The sequence below is a fragment of the Mycetocola sp. Y444 genome (assembly GCF_059445295.1).
In genome coordinates this window covers 540818-562959 of record NZ_JCAIUB010000001.1, presented here as the reverse complement: position 1 = coordinate 562959, position 22142 = coordinate 540818, and the positions used below count along the sequence as shown (strand labels likewise).

Here is a 22142-nt window from a genome sequence, read left to right as displayed (position 1 = left end):
CCTCGCCACCCGAGGAAGTAGGGAGAAGCAAATGAACGAATTCAAGATCGGGGACACCGTTCAGGCCACCGGATCCGTAATGACCGGCAACGTCGGAACCGTCATCTGGATCGACGAGAAGCGCGAAACGTACCTGGTAATGGTCACCCCTCAGGCGCAGAACTACTTCTCCGCGGACGAACTGAGAATCTACAAACCGTGACAGCCGCCCTGAGGCGGTCAGCGGGATGACCCACGAGCGACGATTCTCCACCCATCGCGGTGAGCCGGTGGACCTTTCATCTCGCGAGTGCGGAGAATTAGCCGAGAGCGCCGCCGAACAGCAATGACACCATCATCGCGACAATCACCGTGTTGAAGGTGAAAGCGAAGAGGACGTTCACTCGGACGAGCGTCCATGCGCGTCGCGAGCGGATGTTCGCTGATACCGTCGCTGCCATGGTGGAAAGAAGAATGGCTAGTGTCAGGTAATCGGTGAACTGCGGATCGCCGTCGACGTTCACCTCGATGAGGGCCCCGTCCTCGTCTTTCACCAATGCCAGACGCAGGTACTCCAGCGCAAAGGAGTACACCATGAGAGCCCACGAACTCGCCACCGTGAGCAGTCCGAGCAGAATGAAGACCCAATCGCCCTGGAACGCCGGGTTCTGTGCGACGACGATCGTCAGCGCAACGGCGACCAGAGCGCCCAGGAGTGCCCAGTTTGACGCACCGCCGTAGCCGAAGATGCGCACCGATACGCGTCGCAGGGACCGGGACTCCTGTCGTGCCACCACGGCAAGAGCGCGGGGGCCGCGTTGGGCATAGACAACATGCGTCCACACGAGATAAATCGCGACGAAAGCCGGCCATGCCGCAAGGTAAGCCGCCATCAGCACCGTCGACGTCTCGAGCTCATCGCTGCCACCACGAGTGCTCACGAAAACTGCCGCCGATGCGAGTCCCGCGGCGCTGGAAATCAGCGTGCTCCAGTTGGCTCTCGCAAGATCACTCACATACCGTACGACCACGCATCCATGCTCGCACACAGGTGCGTCATCCTCGCGTGTACGACCGGGGCGATTTTTGCGCTGACCTTGACCATGTGCCCAGAACCTAGGGTCGCACTCCGCCTTATTGCGGGGCGCTGAGTACCGCGCAACCGCTAGCCAGCGCGAATCGGACTGAAATGACGCCATCACGGCAACAAAAAACCCCCGCCGAAGCGAGGGTTTCTACTGCTGGGGTACCTGGACTCGAACCAAGAACAAATGAACCAGAATCATCCGTGTTGCCAATTACACCATACCCCAATGGCCAAAAGTGTTACCCCCGGCCGAGAGTCAACTGTAGCCTAACCGCGACCCACTCTCAAATTGAGTCGCGAACAATGGCCGCCGAGACCTGCGCACCGGCACCAGCGGCAACGATAAGTTGCTCCGGCCCCGGCGGTGTGATGTCTCCAGCGGCATATAAGCCAGTAACACTCGTTCGCCCACCCGCGTCCACAAGCAGCAGCCCGAGCTCGTCAGTGAGCGGCTGGAGGCCGCTCAGGTATGAGTGGGTCGCGTGCCAGAGCGGACGAATAAATCCTGCGGTTCGTTCGACGACGGTTCCGTCGGTCAGCTTCAGTCCGGTGAGGACACCGCGCTCGCCCACGAACTCGGCAACCTCACGACGCTCGACGGGAATGTTCCGTTCCGCCAGCATGCGCTCATCGGCATCCGTTACAGCTCCGACCCCGTTCGTGAAGACCATGACGTCGCGTGACCACACTGTAGCGAGCAGCGCCTGCTGGGCCAGGTCATCACTCTCGCCGACAATGGCCAGCGGCTCCCCCGCCTTCTCGAAACCGTCGCACTCGTAGCAGCTGTGCAGCGCAGTCCCGTAGTACGCACGGATGTTGACGATCGACGGCAGCGTTTCGGTGAGCCCGGTCGCGACGAGGACCCGCCGGGCCCGCACGTCGCGATCCGCCGACCCGCGGATGCCGTCTGCCTTCACCCGGAATCCCGCGTCGTCGGCGCTGACCTCGGTGACGGTGCCGAATTGCACCTCGGCGTTGTCGTACCCGGCCACTTCCTCGCGACCGAGCTTTCGCAGTTCAAGCGGCGAAACACCGTCGCGGGTGAGGAAGCCGTGCGAGTTCAACGTCGCGGCGTTTCTCGGCCGGTTGCCGTCGAGCAGCAGCACCCGCTGCCTGGCCCGCACGAGGTTCAGCGCGGCGGAGAGCCCGGCTGGCCCTCCCCCGATCACGACGACGTCGAACGTGTCGCTCACGACTCGAGGAACGCTTTCAGCCGCTCCAGGCGAGCCCGAGAGTCGGCCTTTCCGAGGATCTCCATGGATTCAAACAGCGGCGGGGAGACCCGGCGGCCGGACACCGCGACGCGAAGCGGCCCGTACGCGATCCGTGGCTTGAGCCCGAGTCCGTCGATGAGCGACGCGGCAAGCGCACCCTGAATGCTTTCCGCCTTCCAGACGGCATCATCGACGTCGCCCAGGGCTGCGAGAGCAGCGTCGAGCACCTCGACGGCATTCTTCGGAAGGCTCTTCAGCGCGTCATCCTGATACTCGATGCCCGTGGCATCCGTGAAGAGGAATCCGAGCATGCCTGGTGCCTCGCCGAGCAGCGCGATGCGCTCCTGGACGAGGGGCGCGGCCTCAGCGAGGATCGCACGCTGCCTCTCAGTGAGCGGTTCGCTCAGGATGCCGTCACGAACGAGATACGGGATCGTGCGCTCCGCAAAGTCATCGGCGGTAAGGAGGCGGATGTGGTCGCCGTTGATCGACTCGGCCTTCTTGAGGTCGAACCGGGCCGGGCTCGGGTTGACGTTGACCACGTCGAAGGCCGCAACCATCTCGTCGAGCGAGAAGACGTCGCGGTCGGCCGACAGGCCCCAGCCGAGGAGGGCGAGGTAGTTGACGAGTCCCTCGGGAATGAAGCCGCGGTCCCGGTGGTGGAACAGGTTCGACTCTGGGTCACGCTTCGAGAGCTTCTTGTTGCCATCGCCCATGACGTAGGGCAGGTGGCCGAAACGGGGAACGAACGTGGTCAGCCCAATGTCGATGAGTGCGTGGTACAGCGCGATCTGCCGCGGTGTCGACGGCAGCAGGTCTTCGCCGCGGAGTACGTGGGTGATGCCCATGAGCGCGTCATCGACAGGGTTCACGAACGGGTACAGCGGCTGCCCGTTGGGCCGCACCACGACGAAGTCGGTGAACGATCCGGCAGGGAAGGTGATCTCGCCGCGGACGAGGTCGTCGAAGCTGAGGTCGGTGTCCGGCACCTTCAGGCGCAGCGCCGGCGAACGGCCCTCGGCCCGGAAGGCCGCCTTCTGCTCCTCGGTCAGGTCGCGGTCGAAGTTGTCGTAGCCGAACTGCTTCGGCCGGCCGGCGGCAGCGTTGCGCTCGTCGATCTCCTCAGCGTTCGAGAAGCTCTCGTAGACGTGACCGGCTTCCTTGAGTCGCTCGATGACGCCGGTGTAGATGTCGGCGCGCTGCGACTGGCGGTATGGTCCCTGGTCTCCGCCGACACCCTCGCCCTCGTCCCAGTCGAGCTTCAGCCAGGTGAGGGCGTCGATGATCTGCTGGTAGCTCTCTTCGCTGTCCCTCGCGGCATCCGTGTCTTCGATCCGGAAGATGAGCTTGCCGCCGGTGTGCCTCGCGTATGCCCAGTTGAAGAGGGCAGTACGGATGAGGCCCACGTGGGGCGTCCCCGTCGGAGAGGGGCAGAACCGGACGCGAACGTCGGTGCCGGTGGCGGTGGAAAACTGGGGTGTAGTTGCGCTTGACATCGAGCACAATCCTAGCCGCTCGCGCTCTCACACCCCGAGGCGGCTTAGACGGCGGAGTTCCTCAGGATGCCAAGCCCGCTGACCTCGACCTCGACGACGTCGCCCGAGACGATGGGTCCAACCCCGGCCGGTGTTCCGGTGAGGATGACGTCACCCGGCAGCAGCGTGAACACCGCAGAAGCGTACGCGATGATCTCAGCGACCGAGTGAATCATGTCTGACAGCGGCGCGTGCTGGCGAACGTCGCCGTTGACCCGCGTCTCGAGCGTCGCGCTCTCGAGGTCGAACTCGGTCTCGACGATTGGACCGAGCGGGCAGAAGGTGTCAAAGCCCTTGGCCCGCGTCCACTGGCCGTCGGTGCGCTGGAGGTCACGGGCCGTGACGTCGTTGCCGATGGTGTACCCGAAGATCACACTGTCGGCGTCTTCGGCACGAACGTTCTTCGCCACAGAACCGATGATGACGGCGAGCTCGCCCTCGTGCTCCACCTGCTGCGACAGTGACGGAAGAATGATGCGGTCGCTTGGCCCGATCACCGAGGTGTTCGGCTTGAGGAAGAGCAGCGGCTCAGCAGGAGCATCCCCACCCATCTCCTTCGCGTGGTCGGCATAGTTCTTCCCGACGCACACCACCTTTGACCGAGGGATGACCGGTGCCAGCAGCACGGCGTCGGCGAGCGGCACCCGCTCCCCCGTGGTCTCGAAGCCCTGGAACATCGGGTCACCGGCGAGAACGACGAAGTCACTCTCGTCGAGGATTCCGAAGTTGATGGCGCCGTCGTGGCTGAAGCGTGCGATTTTCACAGAAGTCCTTAGGTTGGGTTAAGCGTCGAGCCGGTACAGCCAGCCGTGAACGTCTTCGCGGCGCCCGTGCTGGATGTCGGTCAGTTCGTCACGGATGCTCATGGTCAGTTCGCCCGGTTCGGCGTCGGGGCTGCCGATGGAGAAGTCGGGGCCCTTGAGCTCACCGATCGGGGTGATGACGGCTGCCGTGCCGCAGGCGAACACCTCGGTGATGTCACCGGACTCGACGCCGTCACGCCACTCGTCGATTGTCACCGCCCGCTCCTCGACCTCGAAGCCCCTGTCACGCGCCAACTGGATGATGCTGTCGCGGGTGACGCCCTCGAGGATGCTTCCGGTCAGCTCCGGCGTGACCACTTTCTTGTCCTTGTGGACGAAGAAGATGTTCATGCCGCCGAGTTCCTCGATGCGGTTTCCCGACTCGGAATCGAGGAAGAGCACCTGGGCGCAGCCGTTCTCCGCGGCTTCCTGCTGCGGGAGCAATGACGCTGCGTAGTTGCCGCCGCACTTGGCGGCACCGGTTCCACCGCGGCTGGCGCGGCTGTACGTCGTGGACAGCCAGATCGACACCGGCTTCACCCCGCCGGGGAAGTACGCACCCGCCGGGCTGGCAATGACGTAGTAGCTGACCTTCTGCGCGGCCCGAACGCCGAGGAATGACTCGTTGGCGATCATGAACGGACGGAGGTAGAGGCTCGTGTCTTCACCGTCGGGCACCCAGCTGATGTCGGCACGGACCAACTGCTTGAGCGACTCGAGGAAGTCCTCGGTCGAAAGCTCGGGAAGCGCGAGCCGGTGCGCTGAGCGCTGGAACCGCTCGGCGTTCTTCTCCGGCCGGAAGGTCCAGACCGAACCATCGGCGTGACGGTAGGCCTTGAGTCCCTCGAAGATCTCCTGCGCGTAGTGCAGGACGGATGCCGCTGGGTCGAGCAGGAGCGGACCGTACGGCTGGACGCGAGCGTCATGCCAGCCCTCATCGAGCGTCCAGTCGATGGCGACCATGTGGTCGGTGAAGTGTTTTCCGAACCCAGGGTTGGCGAGGATGACCTCGCGCTCGGCCTCGGCAACGACGCTGTCATTCGGCCGCTGCTCGTACGACAGCGGGAAGTACTCGGTTTCGATCTCTGATGCCAGTGCCATGATCTTCAATCCTTCAGTGAGCGAATGCTCGTTTCGCGATGTGTCTAGTGTGCGCCGAGAGCGTGCGCGATGGCATCCCCGATCTCGGAGGTTGTTCTCGCCCCTGAGCCACGGCCAGCGATATCCGCGGTGACGGCCGATGTGACCGCCGCTGCTTCTTCGGTGAGGCCGAGGTGCTCGAGCAGGAGCGCGACGCTGAGGATTGCCGCGGTCGGGTCCGCTTTCTGCTGCCCGGCGATGTCGGGGGCAGAACCGTGGACCGGCTCGAACATGCTCGGGAAGGCGCCATCCGGGTTGATGTTTCCCGAGGCCGCCAGCCCGATACCGCCGCTGATTGCGCCGGCCAGGTCGGTGAGAATGTCGCCGAAGAGGTTGTCCGTGACGATGACGTCAAATCTAGCAGGGTCGGTGACGAGGAAGATCGTTGCGGCATCCACGTGGAGGTAATCGACGTTCACACCGGGGAACTCCGCGGCCACCTCGTTGACGATGCGCTGCCACATTCCGCCGGCAAACGTGAGCACGTTGGTCTTGTGCACGAGCGTGAGCTTGTTGCGGCGCTGGGCGGCCTGCGCGAAGGCGAAGCGCACGACGCGCTCGACCCCGAACGCTGTGTTGACGGATACCTCATTGGCCACCTCGTGCGGGGTGCCGCGGCGAATCGCCCCGCCGTTTCCGACGTATGGCCCCTCTGTTCCCTCCCTGACGACGATGAAGTCGACGTCGCCGGGGTTCGAGAGCGGGCTGGGCACGCCGGGATAGACGCGCGTCGGCCGCAGGTTGACGTAGTGATCGAGGGCGAAGCGCAGCCCGAGGAGGAGTCCTCGTTCGATATTCGCATCCTTCAGCCGCGGGTCTCCCGGCACTCCACCGACGGCGCCGAGAAGGATGGCGTCGTGCGCTGAGATGCTCGCGAGGTCTGCGTCGGTGAGCACATCACCCGTCTCGAGGAAACGGGCAGCACCCAGCGAGAACCACGTCTTCTCGAACGTCGTCCCGCTCGCCGCCGTCACGGCATCCAGTACCTTGATCGCCTCAGCGACGACCTCAGGGCCGATCCCGTCGCCAGGAATGACAGCAAGCTTGACGGGACCTGGCATGAACGCTCCATGTGTGCGAGAAGGCGGGTGTGACTGCCATCCAGCCTACTGCGCCGTCTTGACGCCCTCCGGCACGTGTCGAAGCGACACCAGGGCGACGATTCCCGCAGCGACGATGAGCCCGAAGCCGACCCAGGCGGTGAGGCCAACACCGCTGTCGAAGGCGACCCGCGCCGATTCGAGCAACGCGTCACCAACCGAAGCGGGCAGTTCGCCCGCCACGGACACGGCTCCCCCGAGGGTCTCCGACGCGGCGTGCGACTGTTCGGCGGTGAGCCCGTCAGGTACGACAACAGCGTTCCGGTAGCTGGCGGTGAGGATTGTCCCGAGGATCGCGGTGCCGAGAACGGCACCGAGTTCGTACGCGGTCTCGGACACCGCTGACGCTGCACCGGCCTTGGCATCGGGCGCGTGAGCGAGAACCAGCTCATTCGACACCGTTTCCGCCGCACCGATGCCGAGGCCAAGGGCGACGAAGCACGCTCCGATCCCGAACGCCGAGACATCTCCCCCTGTCACCGCGATCGCGCCGTAACCGGCAGCGGAGAAGAGAAGCGCAACGGGGACGACGATCGACGGCCGTACCCGCGCAGCGATGGGCACGACGACGAGTCCGGCGACGATCATCGTCACGAGTCCCGGCAGGAGAGTGAAGCCCGCCGCGAGCGGCGACAGCGCGAGCACGAGCTGCAGGTGCTGGGTGACGAAGAACAGTCCGCCGACAAGCGCGATGACGCTGAACAGGTTCACCACGATGGCACCGCTGAATTGCGGGATGCGGAACAGGGCCATGTCGATCATCGGGGTCTGGACCCGGAACTGACGGCGGACGAAGGCGAGTCCGGATGCCACGGCGATCAGAATGCAGAGAACAGCAAGGAGGTCGATTCCCTCGGTCGCAACGTGCTTGATCCCGTAGACGAGGGGAAACATCGTGGCGAGCGAGAGCCCGATACTCACGACGTCAAGCCGGCCAGGGTTGGGGTCGCGCGACTCGGGGACGAGGAAGGGAGAGAGAATCAGCAGCGGCGCGAGAACAGGAACCGCGATGAGGAAGACGGACCCCCACCAGAGGTGTTCCAACAGAAAACCGCCGATGATCGGACCGAGGGCGCTGCCAGCGGCAAAACCACTCGCCCAGACGGCCACCGCGAGCCGACGCTGGTTACGGTCCTGAAAGATGTTGCGGAGCAGCGAGAGCGTCGACGGCATGAGCATTGCACCGAAGAACCCGAGGATGGCGCGGGCGGTGATGAGCAACTCGATGGACGGCGCGAACGCGGCGATGACCGAGACTACGCCGAACCCGGCCGAGCCGATGAGGAGGAGCTTCCGTCGGCCGATCCTGTCGCCCAAACTGCCCATCGAGACGAGCAGGCCCGCGAGGACGAGCGGGTAGATGTCGATCATCCACAGCAGCTGGGCACCCGTTGGCGTGAGGTCCTCCGACACCGCGGGCAGCGCAAAGTTCAGCACTGTGTTGTCCACGGAGACCAACAGCACGGGAAGCATCAGCACGGCGAGGGCGACCCAGCCACGGATGCCGACGCGTACGACAGTCGACTCGGTAACTGCCGGAACTGTGGTGCTCATGGGGTCACTTCCCTTCGGATGCTCAAAACGGGGCTCGACTAGTGTACCGGCTGGACGGTACAGTAATCGCATGACCAGCAACGGACAGCAGAAACGGATGCCGGAGCCTGCTTCCACGCGCGACCGAATTCTCGTCGCCTATGAAGACCTGCTCATCGAGGCAGGCGAACGGGGCGCGACGCTCGACGCCGTCGCCGCGCGGGCCGGGGTGTCCAAGGGCGGCTTGCTCTACCACTTCGGTTCGAAGGACGCTCTCTCAGCTGGCCTCGTCGAGCGACTGCAGCAGCTCACTGGCATCGACGTGAGAAAGATGAGGGCAGCGCCAGCCGGACCCGTCGATTACCTCATTCGCACGTCGATCGATTCGGGAAGCGCCCTCGACCGGTCGCTCGTTGCGACGTCACGGCTTGCCCAGGCCGACGATCCCCGCGCGAGCGAGGCGCTGGCCGCCATTCGTGGCGAGTGGCTCGCGGTGATCACTGAGTCCATTGGCGACCCGGCCGTGGCTCGAGCCATCATGCTCGTCAGCGACGGCCTGTATTTCAATTCGGCCATGCTCGGCATGGGCACGCCGGACCCCGCCGACGTCTCGCCCGGGGCGATCGACGGCCTTCTCACAGTTCTGGCGCGGCTCGCTCCCCCTAGCGCCCGCGATTGACATGCCAGTAGTGTGACCTCGGATCGAACTCGATCTCACCGCACGATCCACCGAATTATGAGGAGAAACACACGATGAGTATTGGCCTGGGAATTTTCCTGTTTGCGGTCGGAGCGATCCTGACATTCGCCGTGAACGTTTCGGTGGCATGGGTGGACCTCGACCTGATCGGGTACATCCTCATGGGTGCCGGTCTCGTGGTCTTCATCGTCGGCCTCGCGCTCATGACACGCAAGCGTCGCTCCGTCGTGACCAACCACACAGCGGTTGACCCGACCACCGGAACTCGCGTCGAGACCGCGGAGCGCAACGACTCGCTCTAAGCGACATGCACACAGAAGAGGGAGGGCAACACTCGTTGCCCTCCCTCTTTCTATGCCACGTGCGTGCGCCGCTATTCCGTGATGTCGATCTCGCGAAGCACTGTTGCGTCAATGTCCGCGCGAACGGCCTCGAGGATTTCGTCCGGCACCGGCGAGTCAACGGTGAGCACACTGAGCGCCTGTCCCCCGGCCTCGCGGCGTGCGACCTGCATGCCCGCAATATTGATGGCTGCCTCGCCGAAACGCTGGCCGTAGACGGCGACGATCCCGGGTCGGTCGGTGTAGAGCATGACGATGTGGTGGCTCGAGATGGGGACCTCGACGTCGTAGCCGTTGATCTCGACGAGCTTCTCGATCTGCTTCGTGCCCGTCAGCGTACCGGACACCGATACCTGGGAACCGTCGCTCAGCGCACCGCGCAGGGTGATGACGTTGCGATATTCGTTGCTCTCGTCATCCGTGATCAACCGAACAACGATGCCACGCTGCTCGGCCAGCAACGGAGCGTTGACATACGACACGGTCTCGCTGACGATGTTGGTGAAGATGCCCTTGAGAGCCGCGAGCTTGAGAACGCTCACGTCGTATTCGCTGAGCTCACCGTGCACCTCGACGTCAATGCTCGTGAGCGGCGACGTGGTGAGGGCGGCAAAGATCTGCCCGAGCTTCTCGACCAGCGGGATGCCGGGGCGGACGTAGGGGTCGATGACACCACCGGCGACGTTCACGGCGTCCGGCACCAGCTCGCCGCCGAGGGCGAGGCGCACCGACTTGGCGACGGAAACACCGGCCTTCTCCTGTGCTTCGCCCGTCGACGCACCGAGGTGCGGTGTGACGATGATGTTCGGGAGGGAGAGGAGCTTGTCGTTCGTCGGCGGCTCGGAGACGAACACGTCGAGGCCAGCGCCGGCGATCTTTCCGTCGAGCAGCGCGTCGTACAGCGCGTCTTCGTCGATGAGCCCGCCGCGGGCGACGTTGACGATGTACGCCGTCGGCTTCATCAGGGCGAACTGCTCGGCGCCGATCATGCCGGTGGTTTCGGGTGTCTTGGGCATGTGGATCGTGATGAAGTCCGACTGTGCGAGCAGCTCGTCGAGGGTGACGAGCTGGACGCCGAGCTGCTGCGCCCGTGCGCTCGTCACGTAGGGGTCGTATGCGATGACGTTGGTACCGAACGCCTGCATGCGAGCGGTGATCAGGGCGCCGATTCGGCCGAGGCCGATGATGCCGATGGTCTTCTCGTACAGTTCGGTGCCGGTGTACTTCGAGCGCTTCCACTGTGAACCGGCGAGGGCATTGTGAGCCTGCGGGATGTGACGGGCGAGGCTGAGGATGTGACCGACGGTGAGTTCGGCCGCCGAGATGATGTTCGAGGTGGGCGCGTTCACGACCATGACGCCGGCGGTGGTCGCCGCCTTGATGTCGACATTGTCGAGCCCGACGCCTGCGCGGGCGATCACCTTGAGGTTCGGAGCCGCAGCGATGGCCTCCTCGTCGACTTTCGTCGCCGAGCGCACGAGCACAGCGTTGGCGTCGGCAAGTGCCGCGAGAAGCGCCTGGCGGTCGGTGCCGTCGACGGTGCGAACGTCAAAGTCGGGCCCGAGGGCATCAACAGTTCCTGGGGAGAGTTCTTCGGCGATCAACACGACCGGTTTTGACACAGGTGAAATCCTTTGTTTGCAACGGGGATGTCGGGCGCTGCAGCCGTCGGAGCGCTCGTTCTCTCGACTTTACTGGACGAGCCAGCGGTTGTACTGGACGAGTCAGCGGTATTACGTCACGAGCCAGCGGCGTTACGTCAGCAATTCACCCGCGCCGAAGAGAGCGATGATCCCGAGCGACACCACGGCGACCACGCCGAGCCCGGCGAGATAGACGAGGACCTGAGCCAGAATGTCCCGCCCCCGACCGAGCCGAAGCGCAAGAAGAAACACGACGACCGGAACCAGAATGCCGACACCAAGCACAATCCAACCGAAGGCGGAGATCGACGTCTCTGTGCCTTGTACGAGCCAAGAGATTCCGACAACGTTACCGACGGCCTCCCAGACGTCGTAGGCGTAGAAGAGTCCGAAGACAACGGCGAGCGTCGTGGCCAGCCAGCGAGGAAGAGCCCTGCGCGCGGGCGCAGCCTGGGTTGGTTCGGCGCTCATGCGGCACCCCCAACGAGGAACGGCACCGGGGCGAGCACGACGACGCCGACGGCGAGCACGATCAGGCGCGCCCGTGACGTTACCGACGTCCGCGTGAGCCAGAGCGTGGCGCCGAACCAGAGAGCTGGAGCCAGTACGGCAAGCCACAGGCCGAGGCTGTACATCGCGCCCCCGATGATGTCGGAGGGTGCGGCGGTGTCGCGCTGCACGACGATGAGCCAGCCGATGCTGTAGAGCAGGTAGATTCCGGCGATGACCCCGTGCGCGACGAGAGCAACAGAACCCATCTGGCCCCGCGGCTGGTCGTTCCCGGACGCTGCTGTTGTGCCCGGGTTGCCGACAACCTTCCAGCCCGGCGCTACGGCCCGGTCCGCCGGCGTTGTTGCCGCGGGAGCGTCGGTGGGGACGCTCACGGCCCGCTCACTCAGGGCCGGCTCATCGTCACCGGCCCAGCTCAGGGCCTCATCATCACTGTCTCGGGGCATGGCATCCAGAATACCGCTGCACAAACAAACACCCGGTCCCCGCCCTGCCGCCGAAGCGGACAGGGCACGGACCGGGTGATCTGTGAGGGTGACTAGCGGGCGACCGAACCGTCGGTGTAGTCGTCGTCGTTCGAGGCGTTCCACGCGAAGAGCTTGCGCAGTTCGCGGCCGGTCTCCTCGATCGGGTGCGCCTCGCCCTTGGCACGCAGTTCGAGGAACTCGGGGGCTCCTGCGTCCTGGTCGTCGATGAAGCGCTTCGCGAACGCTCCGGACTGGATGTCGGCGAGAACGGCCTTCATGTTCTCCTTGACGCTCGGGTCGATGACGCGGGGGCCTGAAACGTAGTCGCCGTACTCAGCGGTGTCTGAGACGCTCCAGCGCTGCTTGGCGATGCCGCCCTCCCACATGAGGTCGACGATGAGCTTGAGCTCGTGCAGGACCTCGAAGTACGCAACCTGCGGCTGGTAGCCGGCCTCGGTGAGGACCTCGAAGCCGTACTGGACGAGCTGCGACGCGCCACCGCAGAGGACAGCCTGCTCACCGAACAGGTCGGTCTCGGTCTCTTCGGTGAACGTGGTCTTGATGCCGCCGGCGCGGAGGCCGCCGATCGCCTTGGCGTAGCTCAGGGTGAGCGGCCAGGCATTGCCCGTCGCGTCCTTTTCAACGGCGACGATGACGGGAACGCCACGGCCTGCCTCGTACTCGCGGCGGACGGTGTGTCCTGGTCCCTTCGGGGCGACCATGATCACGTCAACACCCTCGGGCGCTTCGATGTATCCGAAACGGATGTTGAAGCCGTGACCGAAGACGAGAGCCTTGCCCTCGGCGAGCTGGTCCTTGATGGACTCAGCGTAGATCGTGCGCTGGAACTGGTCGGGAGCGAGGATGACGATGACGTCTGCCCAGGCGGCAGCATCCGAAACACTCTTGACGACGAAGCCCTGCTCCTCGGCCTTTGCGATCGACTTCGACCCTTCCTTGAGCCCGATGACGACGTCGACACCCGAGTCACGGAGGTTCAGCGCGTGTGCGTGCCCCTGTGAGCCGTAACCGACGACGGCAACCTTCTTGCCCTGGATGATCGAGAGGTCGGCGTCAGCGTCGTAGAAAATCTCAGCCACTTGTTTATCTCCTTGTTGTTGAGGTTGGTGCGGTGCGTTGTGTCGCAGAGTGCGACGTCACGCTCGTTAGTTCTTGAATACGCGTTCGGTGATCGACTTGGACCCGCGGCCGATCGCGAGCTGCCCGGACTGCGCGAGTTCCTTGATGCCGAAAGGTTCGAGGACCCTCAGCAGCGCGTTGGTCTTGCCCGAGTCTCCCGTGACCTCGATGACGAGGGCGTCCGTTGCAACGTCGACGACGCGGGCGCGGAACAGGTTGACGGCCTCGAGCACCTGCGAGCGGGTCGTATTGTCGACGCGCACCTTGATGAGGAGGTGCTCGCGCTGAACAGACTGCGCGGGATCGAGTTCGACGATTTTGATCACGTTGACGAGCTTGTTGAGCTGTTTGGTGATCTGCTCGAGCGGCAGGCCTTCGACAGTGACGACGACGGTGATGCGGCTCAGGCCGGGAACTTCACTCTTTCCGACGGCGAGTGACTCGATGTTGAATCCGCGGCGAGCAAAGAGGCCGGCGACACGGGTGAGCAGACCTGGCTTGTCTTCGACGAGCAGACTCAGAACGTGGGTAGTCATCTCTAGACCTCCTCATCGAACGACGGGCTGTGGTCCCTGGCGTACTGCACATAGCTGTTGCTGACACCCTGGGGAACCATCGGCCACACCATAGCGTCTGCGCTCACGACGAAGTCGATGACGACGGGCCGGTCGTTGGTCTCGAGCGCCAGCTGAATGGCGGCGTCCACCTCGTCCATCGATGTCACGCGGATGCCGAGACATCCGTATGCCTCGGCGAGCTTCACAAAATCCGGAACCCGGATGGTGTCGTGGCCCGTGTTGAGGTCGGTGTTCGAGTATCGGCCGTCGTAGAACAGCGTCTGCCACTGGCGAACCATGCCGAGCGACGAGTTGTTGATGATCGCGACCTTGATCGGGATCTTGTTGATCGCACAGGTGGCAAGTTCCTGATTGGTCATCTGGAAGCATCCGTCACCGTCGATCGCCCAGACCGTTCGGTCAGGCTCGGCAACCTTGGCGCCCATGGCCGCCGGGACCGAGTAGCCCATGGTTCCCGCGCCACCCGAGTTGAGCCAGGAGTTCGGCCGCTCGTACTTGATGAACTGGGCTGCCCACATCTGGTGCTGGCCGACGCCTGACGCGAAGATTCCTTCGGGTCCGGTGAGTTCGCCGATCCGCGAGATGACGTGCTGCGGTGCGAGCAGGCCGTCGCTCGGGGTGGTGAATCCGAGCGGGAACTCCTCGCGGAGCCCATTGAGGTAGGTCCACCAGACCTCGATGTCCGGGACGGTGTCCCGACGCGCCGAGGTGATGGCCGCGGTGAGATCGGCGATGACATCCTTGGCATCGCCGACGATCGGGACGTCTGCCGTGCGGATCTTGGAGATCTCCGCGGGGTCGACGTCGACGTGGACAACTTTGGCGTTCGGTGCGAAGAGCGCCGTCTTGCCGGTCACCCGGTCGTCGAACCTCGCGCCGAGTGCGACGATCAGGTCTGACTCCTGCAGCGCAAGCACCGCAGGGACCGTGCCGTGCATCCCCGGCATGCCGAGGTGCTGTGGGTGGGAATCCGGGAAGGCGCCACGCGCCATCAGTGTCGTCACAACGGGAGCACCGCTGAGCTCGGCCAGCTCGAGCAGTTCGGCCGAAGCGTGTGCCCTGATGACACCGCCACCGACATAGAGAACTGGTTTCTTCGCCTCCACCATCAGCTGGGCGGCGGCCAGGATCTGCTTGCCGTGCGCCTTGGTCACCGGGCGGTAGCCGGGGAGGTCGATTTTCGGCGGCCAGATGAACGGGACGGTGTCCTGTTGAGCGTCCTTGGTGATGTCGACGAGCACCGGTCCCGGGCGTCCGGTCGACGCGATGTGGTACGCCGCCGCGATTGTCGCGGGGATGTCGGCGGCATCCGTGACCAGGAAGGAGTGCTTCGTGATCGGCATGGTGATGCCGACGATGTCGGCCTCCTGGAACGCGTCGGTTCCCATCAGGGTGGAGAACACCTGGCCGGTGATCGCGAGAAGCGGCACCGAGTCCATGTGGGCATCCATGATGGCGGTGACCAGGTTGGTCGCGCCTGGCCCGGAGGTGGCGATGGCTACGCCGACTTTCCCGCTCGCCGCGGCGTAACCCTCGGCTGCGTGTCCGGCGCCCTGCTCGTGACGCACGAGGATGTGACGGATCTTCTCCGTGTCCATGAGCGGGTCATAGACCGGAAGAATGGCGCCGCCGGGCAGCCCGAAGACGTCGGTGATCCCGATCAGCTCGAGCGTCCGGACGACGGCCTGGGCCCCGGTCAGGAGCTCTGGCGCCGCGGCGTCGGTGGTTTTGGCAGCCTTGAGGCTGGATGGCGATATGGCGGGAGAAGAATCCGCAGGCATCGTATGGGTTCCCTTGTGAGAGTGGAGATCTGAAGAGGACGTCCTGTTACCCGGTGATCGCGCCTTCAGCGGCGGAGTGCACGAGCTTGGAGTACTTTGCGAGGACGCCACGGGTATAGCGCGGGGGAAGCGGTGCCCAGCCGTTGCGGCGGGCTGCCAGCTCTTGTTCGTCGACAAGTAGGTCGAGCGACCGAGCTGCGATATCGACCCGTATCAGATCACCATCGCGCACGAAGGCAATGGGACCAGCGTCCACTGCTTCGGGTGCTATGTGGCCGATGCAGAGGCCGGTTGTGCCGCCTGAGAATCGACCGTCCGTCAATAGTAGTACATCTTTTCCGAGCCCCGCGCCCTTGATAGCGGCGGTGATGGCGAGCATCTCGCGCATGCCTGGTCCACCCTTCGGCCCCTCGTACCTGATGACGATGACGTCCCCGGCGGAGATCTCCCCGTTGGTCAGTGCGTCCATCGCGCCGCGCTCACGTTCGAAGACGCGAGCGGGACCCTCGAAGACGTCGGCGTCGAAGCCAGCGGTCTTCACAACGGCTCCCTCCGGCGCGAACGAACCGTGCAGAACGGTGATGCCACCCGTCGCGTGGATCGGGTTGTCGAGTGTGCGGATGACTTCACCGTCGAGCGGCATGGGGTTGAGCTCAGCGAGGTTCTCGGCGAGGGTCTTGCCCGTCACCGTGAGCGCGTCGCCGTGGAGCAGCCCTGCATCGAGCAGTGCCTTCATCACAACGGGAACTCCGCCGTGACGGTCGACATCGTTCATGACGTACTTGCCGAATGGCTTGAGGTCACCGATGTGCGGCACCTTGTCGCCGATGCGGTTGAAGTCGTCGAGTGTGAGGTCCACTTCGGCCTCACGCGCGATAGCGAGCAGGTGCAGGACGACGTTGGTCGATCCGCCGAAGGCCATGGCAACGGCGATCGCGTTCTCGAATGCCTTCTTGGTCAGGATGTCGCGGGCGGTGATTCCGAGCCGGAGCATATTGACGACGGCCTCGCCCGAACGGTGCGCGAAGTAGTCGCGGCGGCGGTCGGCCGATGGCGGCGCGGCAGAACCCGGAAGGCTCATGCCGAGTGCCTCAGCGACGGATGCCATCGTGTTTGCCGTGTACATTCCGCCGCAGGCACCTTCACCTGGAGCGATGGCGCACTCGATGCGCTTGAGGTCTTCCTCACTCATGGTGCCGGCCTTGCAGGCCCCGACCGCTTCGAAGGCGTCGATGATCGTGACGTCCTTCTCGGTTCCGTCACTGAGCTTCACCCAGCCTGGAGCGATGGATCCTGCGTAGAGGAAGACGCTCGCGAGGTCGAGGCGGGCCGCCGCCATGAGCATTCCCGGCAGCGACTTGTCGCAGCCGGCGAGCAGCACTGTGCCGTCGAGGCGCTCGGCCATGACGACTGTCTCGACGGAATCGGCGATGACCTCACGGGAGACGAGCGAGAAGTGCATTCCCTCGTGGCCCATCGAGATACCGTCGGAAACGGAGATCGTTCCGAACTGCAGCGGATATCCCCCACCGGAGTGAACGCCTTCCTTGGCGCCCTGCGCAAGCCGGTCGAGTGACAGGTTGCACGGTGTGATTTCGTTCCAGCTCGACGCGATGCCGATCTGGGGCTTATCCCAGTCCGCGTCGCCCATGCCGACGGCGCGGAGCATTCCGCGCGATGTTGTTGCTTCGATTCCGTCTGTGACTGCTCTACTGCGAGGTTTCAGGTCGATCTCTGACATGCCTCGAGTCTAGAACCTCGAACATGCCCGGGACGTCATCTGCCGGTCGCTGCGCGGAGCTCCGCGAGCCGGGCGAGCGCATCGGCGACCTCGGCCGGAGTGCCAACGCGGTATCGCGCGAGCGTATCCCCCTCGCCGCACTTGAGCGAGAGGTCGTTCTCGCCGAGCACCGCGAAGGCGTCTTCGTCCGTCACGTCGTCGCCGGCGTAGAGCACGGCGGTCGCCCCCGTGTAGTCGCGCAGGTGACGCAGTGCATCCCCCTTGGTGACGCTCAGCACGGAGAACTCGATGACGTTCTTGCCGTCTCGGACCTTGGCTGGAACCCCGGCCGCATCAGCGGCTGCTCGCGCTGCGTCATTGGCCGCGTTTTCGGCGTGACCATCGAGGTGCCTGGTGTGCAGGGCGAACCCGGCCGGCTTCGTTTCGATCCAGGTGCCGGGGTGGGCTTCGCTGACCTGTTCGAGTGCGACGGAGAGGGTCGCGACATGGGCCAGGTCGGCGTCACTGAGTGGCGGGTGGGTGTCGACGCCGTCGAAACGGTATTCAGCACCGTGGGACCCGACCAGCAGGATGCCGTCTGAGGCGCGGGAGGCACGCTGCAGGCTGTCGACCGCGCGACCGGACACGAACGCGACAGTCGTGTGTGACACGTCGAGGAGCCTCGCCACTGCCTCAGCGGCTTCGGGGATGGCGCGTGAATCGTCGGGATTGTCGACGAACGGGGCGAGCGTTCCGTCGAAATCAAGGGCAACGAGCAGGTGCTCGGTGTAAGCCAGCCGCGTCAGCGCCGCCTCAAGATCTGCGGGCAGGTTCCCGGTCATCGCCTGTCGTCCGGGTGCTCGTGCGATACCGGGTGTTCAGTGGCGGACTGCGTGAGTTCCTCGAGGAACACCCGCGACCACTTCACGACGTCGTTCTCAAGAACACGCTTGCGGAGCGCGCGCATTCGCCTCCTCCGCTCAGCGACCGGCATGTCGACCGCCTTCAGAATCGCTTCCTTGACCCCCTCGATGTCATGGGGGTTGATCAGGAGGGCCTGTCGGAGGTCGTCGGATGCCCCGGCGAATTCGCTCAGGACGAGGACACCACCGAGGTCGGCGCGGGTCGCGACGTACTCCTTGGCGACGAGGTTCATGCCGTCCCTGAGCGCGGTGACGAGCATCACGTCAGCAGCGAGATAGAGGGCAACCATCTCTTCGCGGGGATAGCCCTGGTGGAGGTAGTTGATCGCCGTGTGCCCGATTGAACCGTAGTCACCGTTGATGCGCCCCACGGTGAGTTCGATCTCATCGCGCAGCTGCATATAGCTTGCGACGCGCTCGCGGCTGGGGCTGGCGACCTGCACCAGCGTCACGTCGTGAGCGTCGAGGCGCCCCTCGGCGAGCAGCTCGCCGTATGCCTTCAGCCGGTGGCCGATTCCCTTGGTGTAGTCGAGCCTGTCGACGCCGAGCATGATGGTCTTGGGGTTACCGAGCTCTTCGCGGATCTGCCGTGCCCTCGCCTGCACGTCCGGGCGCTGTGCCAGCTCGACATAGCTCGTAGCGTCAATGGAAATCGGGTACGCCCTGGCGATGACCCGACGCATCGGTGCACCACTGACGTGCGACCTGTCGCCCGTCGTCGCGTCTGATGAATCACCGACGGGAACCCACACGCGCGTGCCCTTGGTCTCGTACCCGAAGAGACGGCGAACCGCTCGCGTGAAGTTGCCGGCATCGGCCACACGCTGGAATCCGATGACGTCGGCGCCGAGGAGTCCCGAGATGATCTGCTGGCGCCACGGGAGCTGGGAGAAAATCCCATACGCGGGGAAAGGGATGTGGTTGAAGAAACCGATTGTGAGATCAGGACGCAACTCACGGAGCATGCCCGGAACGAGCTGGAGCTGGTAGTCGTGAACCCAGACCGTTGCGCCGGCATCCGCAATGCGTGCGGTGGCGTCGGCAAAACGACGGTTCACCGCAACGTAGGCCTCCCACCACTCGCGGTGATAACTGGGCTGCGCGATGACGTCGTGATACAGCGGCCAGAGTGTGTCGTTCGAGAAACCCTCGTAGTAACGCTCGATCTCTTCCGCGTTCAGTGCGACAGGCACCATGCGGATGTTCTCGTGCTCAAACGGCTCGAGGACGACGTCGGCTGCACCTGGCCAGCCGACCCACGCGCCATCCGTGGTCTTCATCAACGGCTCAAGCGCCGCGACCAGGCCACCGGGCGACATCCGCCACTGCTGGTTGCCCGCGCTGTCGGTGACACTGTCGACCGGCAGCCGGTTCGCCACCACGATGAAATCGTAAGTATCCGGGCCGTCTTCGGTCTGCGATGCCACGCTGTTCCCCTTTATTGCCACTGTTTCGTGGAGGCCAACGCTACCAGCCGGGCCAAATCACGGCTTCGGGGAGGAAGGGAGCGACCAATTGTGATAGAGAGCCGACCGAGGGATATTGCACAGGACCGCACGTTGTCAAGCGTGCACCAGGGACGGGAATAGTCGCTACCGTTGTCGCAACGGAGGGAATCCCATATGCGTAAGTACGTTTTGAACTTCAGTGTCCTGAGCGCCATCGCCGGCGCGTTTTCACTCATCCAGACCTCGAAGACCGCCCCGCGCGACTGGCGCCTGGTCTTGCTGTGGGCTGGCTGGCTCGTGACCGTCGCCAACGCTGTGGCAACCGTGAACGAGAAATCAGAGCAGAAGAAGCTCAAGGCCTGACCTCTAGGCCCTCTTTCCGCGATATTCGAGGCGTGTCGGCGTGTCAGACGGTCCCCTTCGGGACGTCAGGTCCACACTGGAGCTACCACTCGCACCAGTACCAGGGAGACCGCACATGTTTGGTCGACGCCGACACCGCGCTCGCGCACAGGTTGCCCTTCCGACGCCCGTTGAGGCGCCGACTCCCGCCCCGCAGCTCTCCGAGGAGCAACTGTTCGATGTCGTGCGCGAACGCCTCGACGAGTTCCTGGGCGCACGGGGTGAATGGACCCTCGTACGGCGCTCCGAGAGCGACACCGACGAGTTCTTCCAGAGCATGACCGCGTTCTCTGTTGCCCGCGATGTCACGACATCGATCCTGGCCACGGCTCGCGCCGGGCAGGACGCCGAGACACAGCCCGAGTCCGCCCCCGAAGTGACAGTCTCGGGCTTCGTCGGCTTCGGTGCACCCGTTCTCGACTCGGAACCCACTGACGCCGCTGACCTCGACGCCTTCGTGACCACGCCGATCACCGAACAGGTGACGTTCGAGCTCAACGCCATCGCCGTGTGGGCCGACCCGCAGCGCCATGACCCGAGCCACGTCAACCCGGATCTCGTCACGCCGCCCATCGCTTCGGGCTCAAAGGCGAACGTTTCCTGACCACGTAGTTCCGCGCCACGGTAGTGCTGCGCCACGGTAGGTCTACGCCACGGTAGGTCTACGCCACGGTAGGTCTACGCCACGGTAGTTCTGCGACACCGCGGTTCCGAAGCACCACGACGCGCCCTGTGAGCGCGTGACGCGTCAAGGCGACCGTTCAGCCGTCCTGACGACGACCCCGCACAAAGTACGCGATGGGTCCGATCCAGTTCACAGCGATCACGGCCGCCCAGAGGGGTCTCGGTCCGTTGATTTGTGCCGCGGGACGCTTGGCAAGGTCTGCCCATGCCGCTGCGGCCAGTGCGACCTGCACCGAGCCGGCGACAACGACAGCGATCTTCCGCCCCACGCTGAGGTTCTTGAACGTCAGATTTTTTTTCATCGCGGTTCTCCTCTTCGACTGTGACGGAAACTTCGTCGCTCCAGCTTGACGGCATCCGTTCGTCGACACAATCGAGCGCACAAAAAACCCCGACCATGTGTCATGATCGGGGCTATCTGGTGCACCCCCCGGGACTTGAACCCGGAACCCACTGATTAAGAGTCAGTTGCTCTGCCAATTGAGCTAGAGGTGCGTTTCTCGTTCGAAACTCGCGCTTCGAACCGTGGAAAACAATAGCATGCGTTGAGCCCCCGAGCGAATCGAGGCCGCCTCAGCATTTCGGCCGCCGGTATCGTAGGTGCCATGACCACTCCCCCGGCTCCGTCTCTCGCTGACGACCTCTCCCTGGCTCTTCGACTCGCAGATGCCGCCGACGCCATCTCCCTCGCACGTTTCCGTTCCGCCAACCTCGAGATTTCGACGAAACCGGATGCCACGCACGTGACGGATGCCGACCTGGCGGTCGAGCGGGCCCTCCGTGACATCCTGGCGGCCGAACGCCCGGGCGATGGCATCCTCGGTGAGGAGTACGGTACAGCGGGCTCCACCGCGCGGCAGTGGATCCTCGACCCCATCGACGGCACAGCGAACTTTCTTCGTGGCGTGCCCAACTGGGCGACGCTCATCAGCCTTGCCGTCGATTCAGAGCCGGTGGTCGGCGTCGCGAGCGCTCCGGCGTTCCGCAAGCGCTGGTGGGCACATACCGGCGGAGGGGCGTGGCTCGCCGAGGACGGCGCGGAACCCCGGCGGCTCTCCGTCTCCGGCGTCGAACGCCTCGAAGACGCGTCACTGAGCTTCCAGAGCATCACCCAGTGGGACGAGGCGGGTTATCTTGACCAGCTCGTCTCGCTGACCCGCCAGGTCTGGCGGGACCGGGCATACGGCGACATGTGGTCATACGGGCTGCTCGCTGAAGGACTCATCGACATCGTGGGCGAGTTCGGCGTCAAGGAGTACGACATCGCTCCGTTCGTGATCCTCATCCGCGAGGCGGGCGGTCGGTTCAGCGCCATCGACGGGGAGGACTCGATCGCCGCACGCAGTGCGCTCGCGACCAACGGCATACTGCACAACGAGGTCCTCCGCAACCTCGGACACTGAGCAGGCCGATT

Annotated in this window: 23 protein-coding genes and 2 tRNA genes; 6 read left to right on the top strand and 19 right to left on the bottom strand. The window is 64.4% G+C overall.

The window, feature by feature from the left end:
• Nucleotides 1-31 precede the first annotated feature (31 nt).
• Complete coding sequence (locus tag AC1C2M_RS02690; protein WP_495435157.1) at nucleotides 32-202, top strand: KOW domain-containing RNA-binding protein; 171 nt, start codon at nucleotides 32-34, stop codon at nucleotides 200-202.
• Between the two features lie 97 nt (nucleotides 203-299).
• Here AC1C2M_RS02690 and AC1C2M_RS02685 read toward each other — a convergent pair whose 3' ends face one another.
• The 8 genes from AC1C2M_RS02685 to AC1C2M_RS02650 all read right to left on the bottom strand — a co-directional run bounded on the left by AC1C2M_RS02685 (nucleotide 300) and on the right by AC1C2M_RS02650 (nucleotide 8412).
• The gene (locus AC1C2M_RS02685; protein WP_495435156.1) at nucleotides 300-920 is read right to left on the bottom strand and encodes a DUF1345 domain-containing protein; all 621 of its coding nucleotides are present in this window, start codon (nucleotides 918-920) and stop codon (nucleotides 300-302) included.
• A gap of 300 nt (nucleotides 921-1220) precedes the next feature.
• Nucleotides 1221-1292 (bottom strand) — tRNA-Gln (locus AC1C2M_RS02680).
• 58 nt (nucleotides 1293-1350) lie between these two features.
• The gene (locus AC1C2M_RS02675) at nucleotides 1351-2259 is read right to left on the bottom strand and encodes an NAD(P)/FAD-dependent oxidoreductase (RefSeq protein WP_495435155.1); all 909 of its coding nucleotides are present in this window, start codon (nucleotides 2257-2259) and stop codon (nucleotides 1351-1353) included.
• Nucleotides 2256-3776 carry a glutamate--tRNA ligase gene (gene gltX, locus AC1C2M_RS02670; protein ID WP_495435154.1) on the bottom strand — a complete coding sequence of 507 codons (1521 nt, stop codon included), beginning with the start codon at nucleotides 3774-3776 and terminating at the stop codon, nucleotides 2256-2258. The genes AC1C2M_RS02675 and gltX overlap by 4 nt, the downstream gene beginning before the upstream one ends.
• A 44-nt stretch (nucleotides 3777-3820) precedes the next feature.
• Nucleotides 3821-4579: a fumarylacetoacetate hydrolase family protein gene (locus AC1C2M_RS02665; protein ID WP_108962132.1), complete on the bottom strand. Its 759-nt coding sequence runs from the start codon at nucleotides 4577-4579 to the stop codon at nucleotides 3821-3823.
• A gap of 18 nt (nucleotides 4580-4597) precedes the next feature.
• Nucleotides 4598-5719, bottom strand: a complete 1122-nt coding sequence (locus AC1C2M_RS02660) for a branched-chain amino acid aminotransferase (protein WP_495435153.1) — start codon at nucleotides 5717-5719, stop codon at nucleotides 4598-4600.
• A 44-nt stretch (nucleotides 5720-5763) separates the two neighbouring features.
• Nucleotides 5764-6819: a 3-isopropylmalate dehydrogenase gene (locus AC1C2M_RS02655; RefSeq protein ID WP_495435152.1), complete on the bottom strand. Its 1056-nt coding sequence runs from the start codon at nucleotides 6817-6819 to the stop codon at nucleotides 5764-5766.
• A gap of 45 nt (nucleotides 6820-6864) precedes the next feature.
• Complete coding sequence (locus AC1C2M_RS02650) at nucleotides 6865-8412, bottom strand: MFS transporter (RefSeq protein WP_495435150.1); 1548 nt, start codon at nucleotides 8410-8412, stop codon at nucleotides 6865-6867.
• 70 nt (nucleotides 8413-8482) lie between these two features.
• On the opposite strand from AC1C2M_RS02650, the gene AC1C2M_RS02645 reads away from it, so the two are divergent.
• Nucleotides 8483-9070 (top strand): TetR/AcrR family transcriptional regulator, encoded by a 588-nt coding sequence (locus AC1C2M_RS02645; protein ID WP_495435149.1) that lies wholly within the window; start codon nucleotides 8483-8485, stop codon nucleotides 9068-9070.
• Between the two features lie 74 nt (nucleotides 9071-9144).
• The gene (locus AC1C2M_RS02640; RefSeq protein WP_495435148.1) at nucleotides 9145-9393 is read left to right on the top strand and encodes a DUF6458 family protein; all 249 of its coding nucleotides are present in this window, start codon (nucleotides 9145-9147) and stop codon (nucleotides 9391-9393) included.
• A 71-nt stretch (nucleotides 9394-9464) separates the two neighbouring features.
• Here the strand turns inward: AC1C2M_RS02640 and serA are convergent, their stop codons facing one another.
• The 9 genes from serA to otsA form a co-directional block, all read right to left on the bottom strand.
• Entirely contained in the window at nucleotides 9465-11054 is a 1590-nt protein-coding gene (gene serA, locus AC1C2M_RS02635; protein ID WP_495435147.1) for a phosphoglycerate dehydrogenase, read from the bottom strand.
• Nucleotides 11055-11186: 132 nt separating this feature from the next.
• A complete protein-coding gene (locus AC1C2M_RS02630; RefSeq protein WP_495435146.1) occupies nucleotides 11187-11546 on the bottom strand; it encodes a hypothetical protein in 360 nt (119 codons plus the stop codon).
• A complete protein-coding gene (locus AC1C2M_RS02625; protein ID WP_495435145.1) occupies nucleotides 11543-12031 on the bottom strand; it encodes a hypothetical protein in 489 nt (162 codons plus the stop codon). Before AC1C2M_RS02625 ends, AC1C2M_RS02630 begins: the two co-directional genes overlap by 4 nt.
• Nucleotides 12032-12123: 92 nt before the next feature.
• Nucleotides 12124-13152: a ketol-acid reductoisomerase gene (ilvC, locus tag AC1C2M_RS02620; protein ID WP_483404505.1), complete on the bottom strand. Its 1029-nt coding sequence runs from the start codon at nucleotides 13150-13152 to the stop codon at nucleotides 12124-12126.
• 66 nt (nucleotides 13153-13218) lie between these two features.
• A complete protein-coding gene (ilvN, locus tag AC1C2M_RS02615) occupies nucleotides 13219-13728 on the bottom strand; it encodes an acetolactate synthase small subunit (RefSeq protein ID WP_483404506.1) in 510 nt (169 codons plus the stop codon).
• A gap of 2 nt (nucleotides 13729-13730) precedes the next feature.
• Nucleotides 13731-15551: an acetolactate synthase large subunit gene (locus AC1C2M_RS02610; RefSeq protein WP_483404507.1), complete on the bottom strand. Its 1821-nt coding sequence runs from the start codon at nucleotides 15549-15551 to the stop codon at nucleotides 13731-13733.
• Nucleotides 15552-15597: 46 nt separating this feature from the next.
• Nucleotides 15598-17292 (bottom strand): dihydroxy-acid dehydratase, encoded by a 1695-nt coding sequence (ilvD, locus tag AC1C2M_RS02605; RefSeq protein WP_108391398.1) that lies wholly within the window; start codon nucleotides 17290-17292, stop codon nucleotides 15598-15600.
• 35 nt (nucleotides 17293-17327) lie between these two features.
• The gene (gene otsB / locus AC1C2M_RS02600) at nucleotides 17328-18113 is read right to left on the bottom strand and encodes a trehalose-phosphatase (protein WP_495435144.1); all 786 of its coding nucleotides are present in this window, start codon (nucleotides 18111-18113) and stop codon (nucleotides 17328-17330) included.
• The gene (gene otsA, locus AC1C2M_RS02595; RefSeq protein ID WP_495435143.1) at nucleotides 18110-19621 is read right to left on the bottom strand and encodes an alpha,alpha-trehalose-phosphate synthase (UDP-forming); all 1512 of its coding nucleotides are present in this window, start codon (nucleotides 19619-19621) and stop codon (nucleotides 18110-18112) included. Before otsA ends, otsB begins: the two co-directional genes overlap by 4 nt.
• 195 nt (nucleotides 19622-19816) lie before the next feature.
• Here otsA and AC1C2M_RS02590 point away from each other — a divergent pair, with 195 nt between their 5' ends.
• Together AC1C2M_RS02590 and AC1C2M_RS02585 are read left to right on the top strand one after the other, a co-directional pair.
• Nucleotides 19817-20005 carry a hypothetical protein gene (locus AC1C2M_RS02590; protein WP_495435142.1) on the top strand — a complete coding sequence of 63 codons (189 nt, stop codon included), beginning with the start codon at nucleotides 19817-19819 and terminating at the stop codon, nucleotides 20003-20005.
• A gap of 115 nt (nucleotides 20006-20120) precedes the next feature.
• Nucleotides 20121-20648, top strand: coding sequence for a hypothetical protein (locus AC1C2M_RS02585; protein WP_495435141.1), 528 nt, complete (start codon nucleotides 20121-20123; stop codon nucleotides 20646-20648).
• 157 nt (nucleotides 20649-20805) lie between these two features.
• Here AC1C2M_RS02585 and AC1C2M_RS02580 read toward each other — a convergent pair whose 3' ends face one another.
• The gene (locus tag AC1C2M_RS02580) at nucleotides 20806-21030 is read right to left on the bottom strand and encodes a PLDc N-terminal domain-containing protein (protein WP_483404512.1); all 225 of its coding nucleotides are present in this window, start codon (nucleotides 21028-21030) and stop codon (nucleotides 20806-20808) included.
• 117 nt (nucleotides 21031-21147) lie between these two features.
• Nucleotides 21148-21223, bottom strand: a tRNA-Lys gene (locus AC1C2M_RS02575).
• A gap of 110 nt (nucleotides 21224-21333) precedes the next feature.
• Here AC1C2M_RS02575 and AC1C2M_RS02570 point away from each other — a divergent pair.
• A complete protein-coding gene (locus tag AC1C2M_RS02570; RefSeq protein ID WP_495435140.1) occupies nucleotides 21334-22131 on the top strand; it encodes an inositol monophosphatase family protein in 798 nt (265 codons plus the stop codon).
• The last annotated feature ends 11 nt before the right edge of the window (nucleotides 22132-22142 follow it).

Coding starts and splice junctions, on each gene's coding strand:
- AC1C2M_RS02690 (WP_495435157.1), top strand. CDS start 32: ATGAACGAATTCAAGATCGGGGACACCGTTCAGGCCACCGGATCCGTA.
- gltX (WP_495435154.1), bottom strand. CDS start 3,776: ATGTCAAGCGCAACTACACCCCAGTTTTCCACCGCCACCGGCACCGAC.
- AC1C2M_RS02660 (WP_495435153.1), bottom strand. CDS start 5,719: ATGGCACTGGCATCAGAGATCGAAACCGAGTACTTCCCGCTGTCGTAC.
- AC1C2M_RS02655 (WP_495435152.1), bottom strand. CDS start 6,819: ATGCCAGGTCCCGTCAAGCTTGCTGTCATTCCTGGCGACGGGATCGGC.
- AC1C2M_RS02650 (WP_495435150.1), bottom strand. CDS start 8,412: ATGAGCACCACAGTTCCGGCAGTTACCGAGTCGACTGTCGTACGCGTC.
- AC1C2M_RS02645 (WP_495435149.1), top strand. CDS start 8,483: ATGACCAGCAACGGACAGCAGAAACGGATGCCGGAGCCTGCTTCCACG.
- AC1C2M_RS02640 (WP_495435148.1), top strand. CDS start 9,145: ATGAGTATTGGCCTGGGAATTTTCCTGTTTGCGGTCGGAGCGATCCTG.
- AC1C2M_RS02630 (WP_495435146.1), bottom strand. CDS start 11,546: ATGAGCGCCGAACCAACCCAGGCTGCGCCCGCGCGCAGGGCTCTTCCT.
- AC1C2M_RS02625 (WP_495435145.1), bottom strand. CDS start 12,031: ATGCCCCGAGACAGTGATGATGAGGCCCTGAGCTGGGCCGGTGACGAT.
- ilvN (WP_483404506.1), bottom strand. CDS start 13,728: ATGACTACCCACGTTCTGAGTCTGCTCGTCGAAGACAAGCCAGGTCTG.
- AC1C2M_RS02610 (WP_483404507.1), bottom strand. CDS start 15,551: ATGCCTGCGGATTCTTCTCCCGCCATATCGCCATCCAGCCTCAAGGCT.
- ilvD (WP_108391398.1), bottom strand. CDS start 17,292: ATGTCAGAGATCGACCTGAAACCTCGCAGTAGAGCAGTCACAGACGGA.
- otsB (WP_495435144.1), bottom strand. CDS start 18,113: ATGACCGGGAACCTGCCCGCAGATCTTGAGGCGGCGCTGACGCGGCTG.
- AC1C2M_RS02590 (WP_495435142.1), top strand. CDS start 19,817: ATGCGTAAGTACGTTTTGAACTTCAGTGTCCTGAGCGCCATCGCCGGC.
- AC1C2M_RS02585 (WP_495435141.1), top strand. CDS start 20,121: ATGTTTGGTCGACGCCGACACCGCGCTCGCGCACAGGTTGCCCTTCCG.
- AC1C2M_RS02580 (WP_483404512.1), bottom strand. CDS start 21,030: ATGAAAAAAAATCTGACGTTCAAGAACCTCAGCGTGGGGCGGAAGATC.
- AC1C2M_RS02570 (WP_495435140.1), top strand. CDS start 21,334: ATGACCACTCCCCCGGCTCCGTCTCTCGCTGACGACCTCTCCCTGGCT.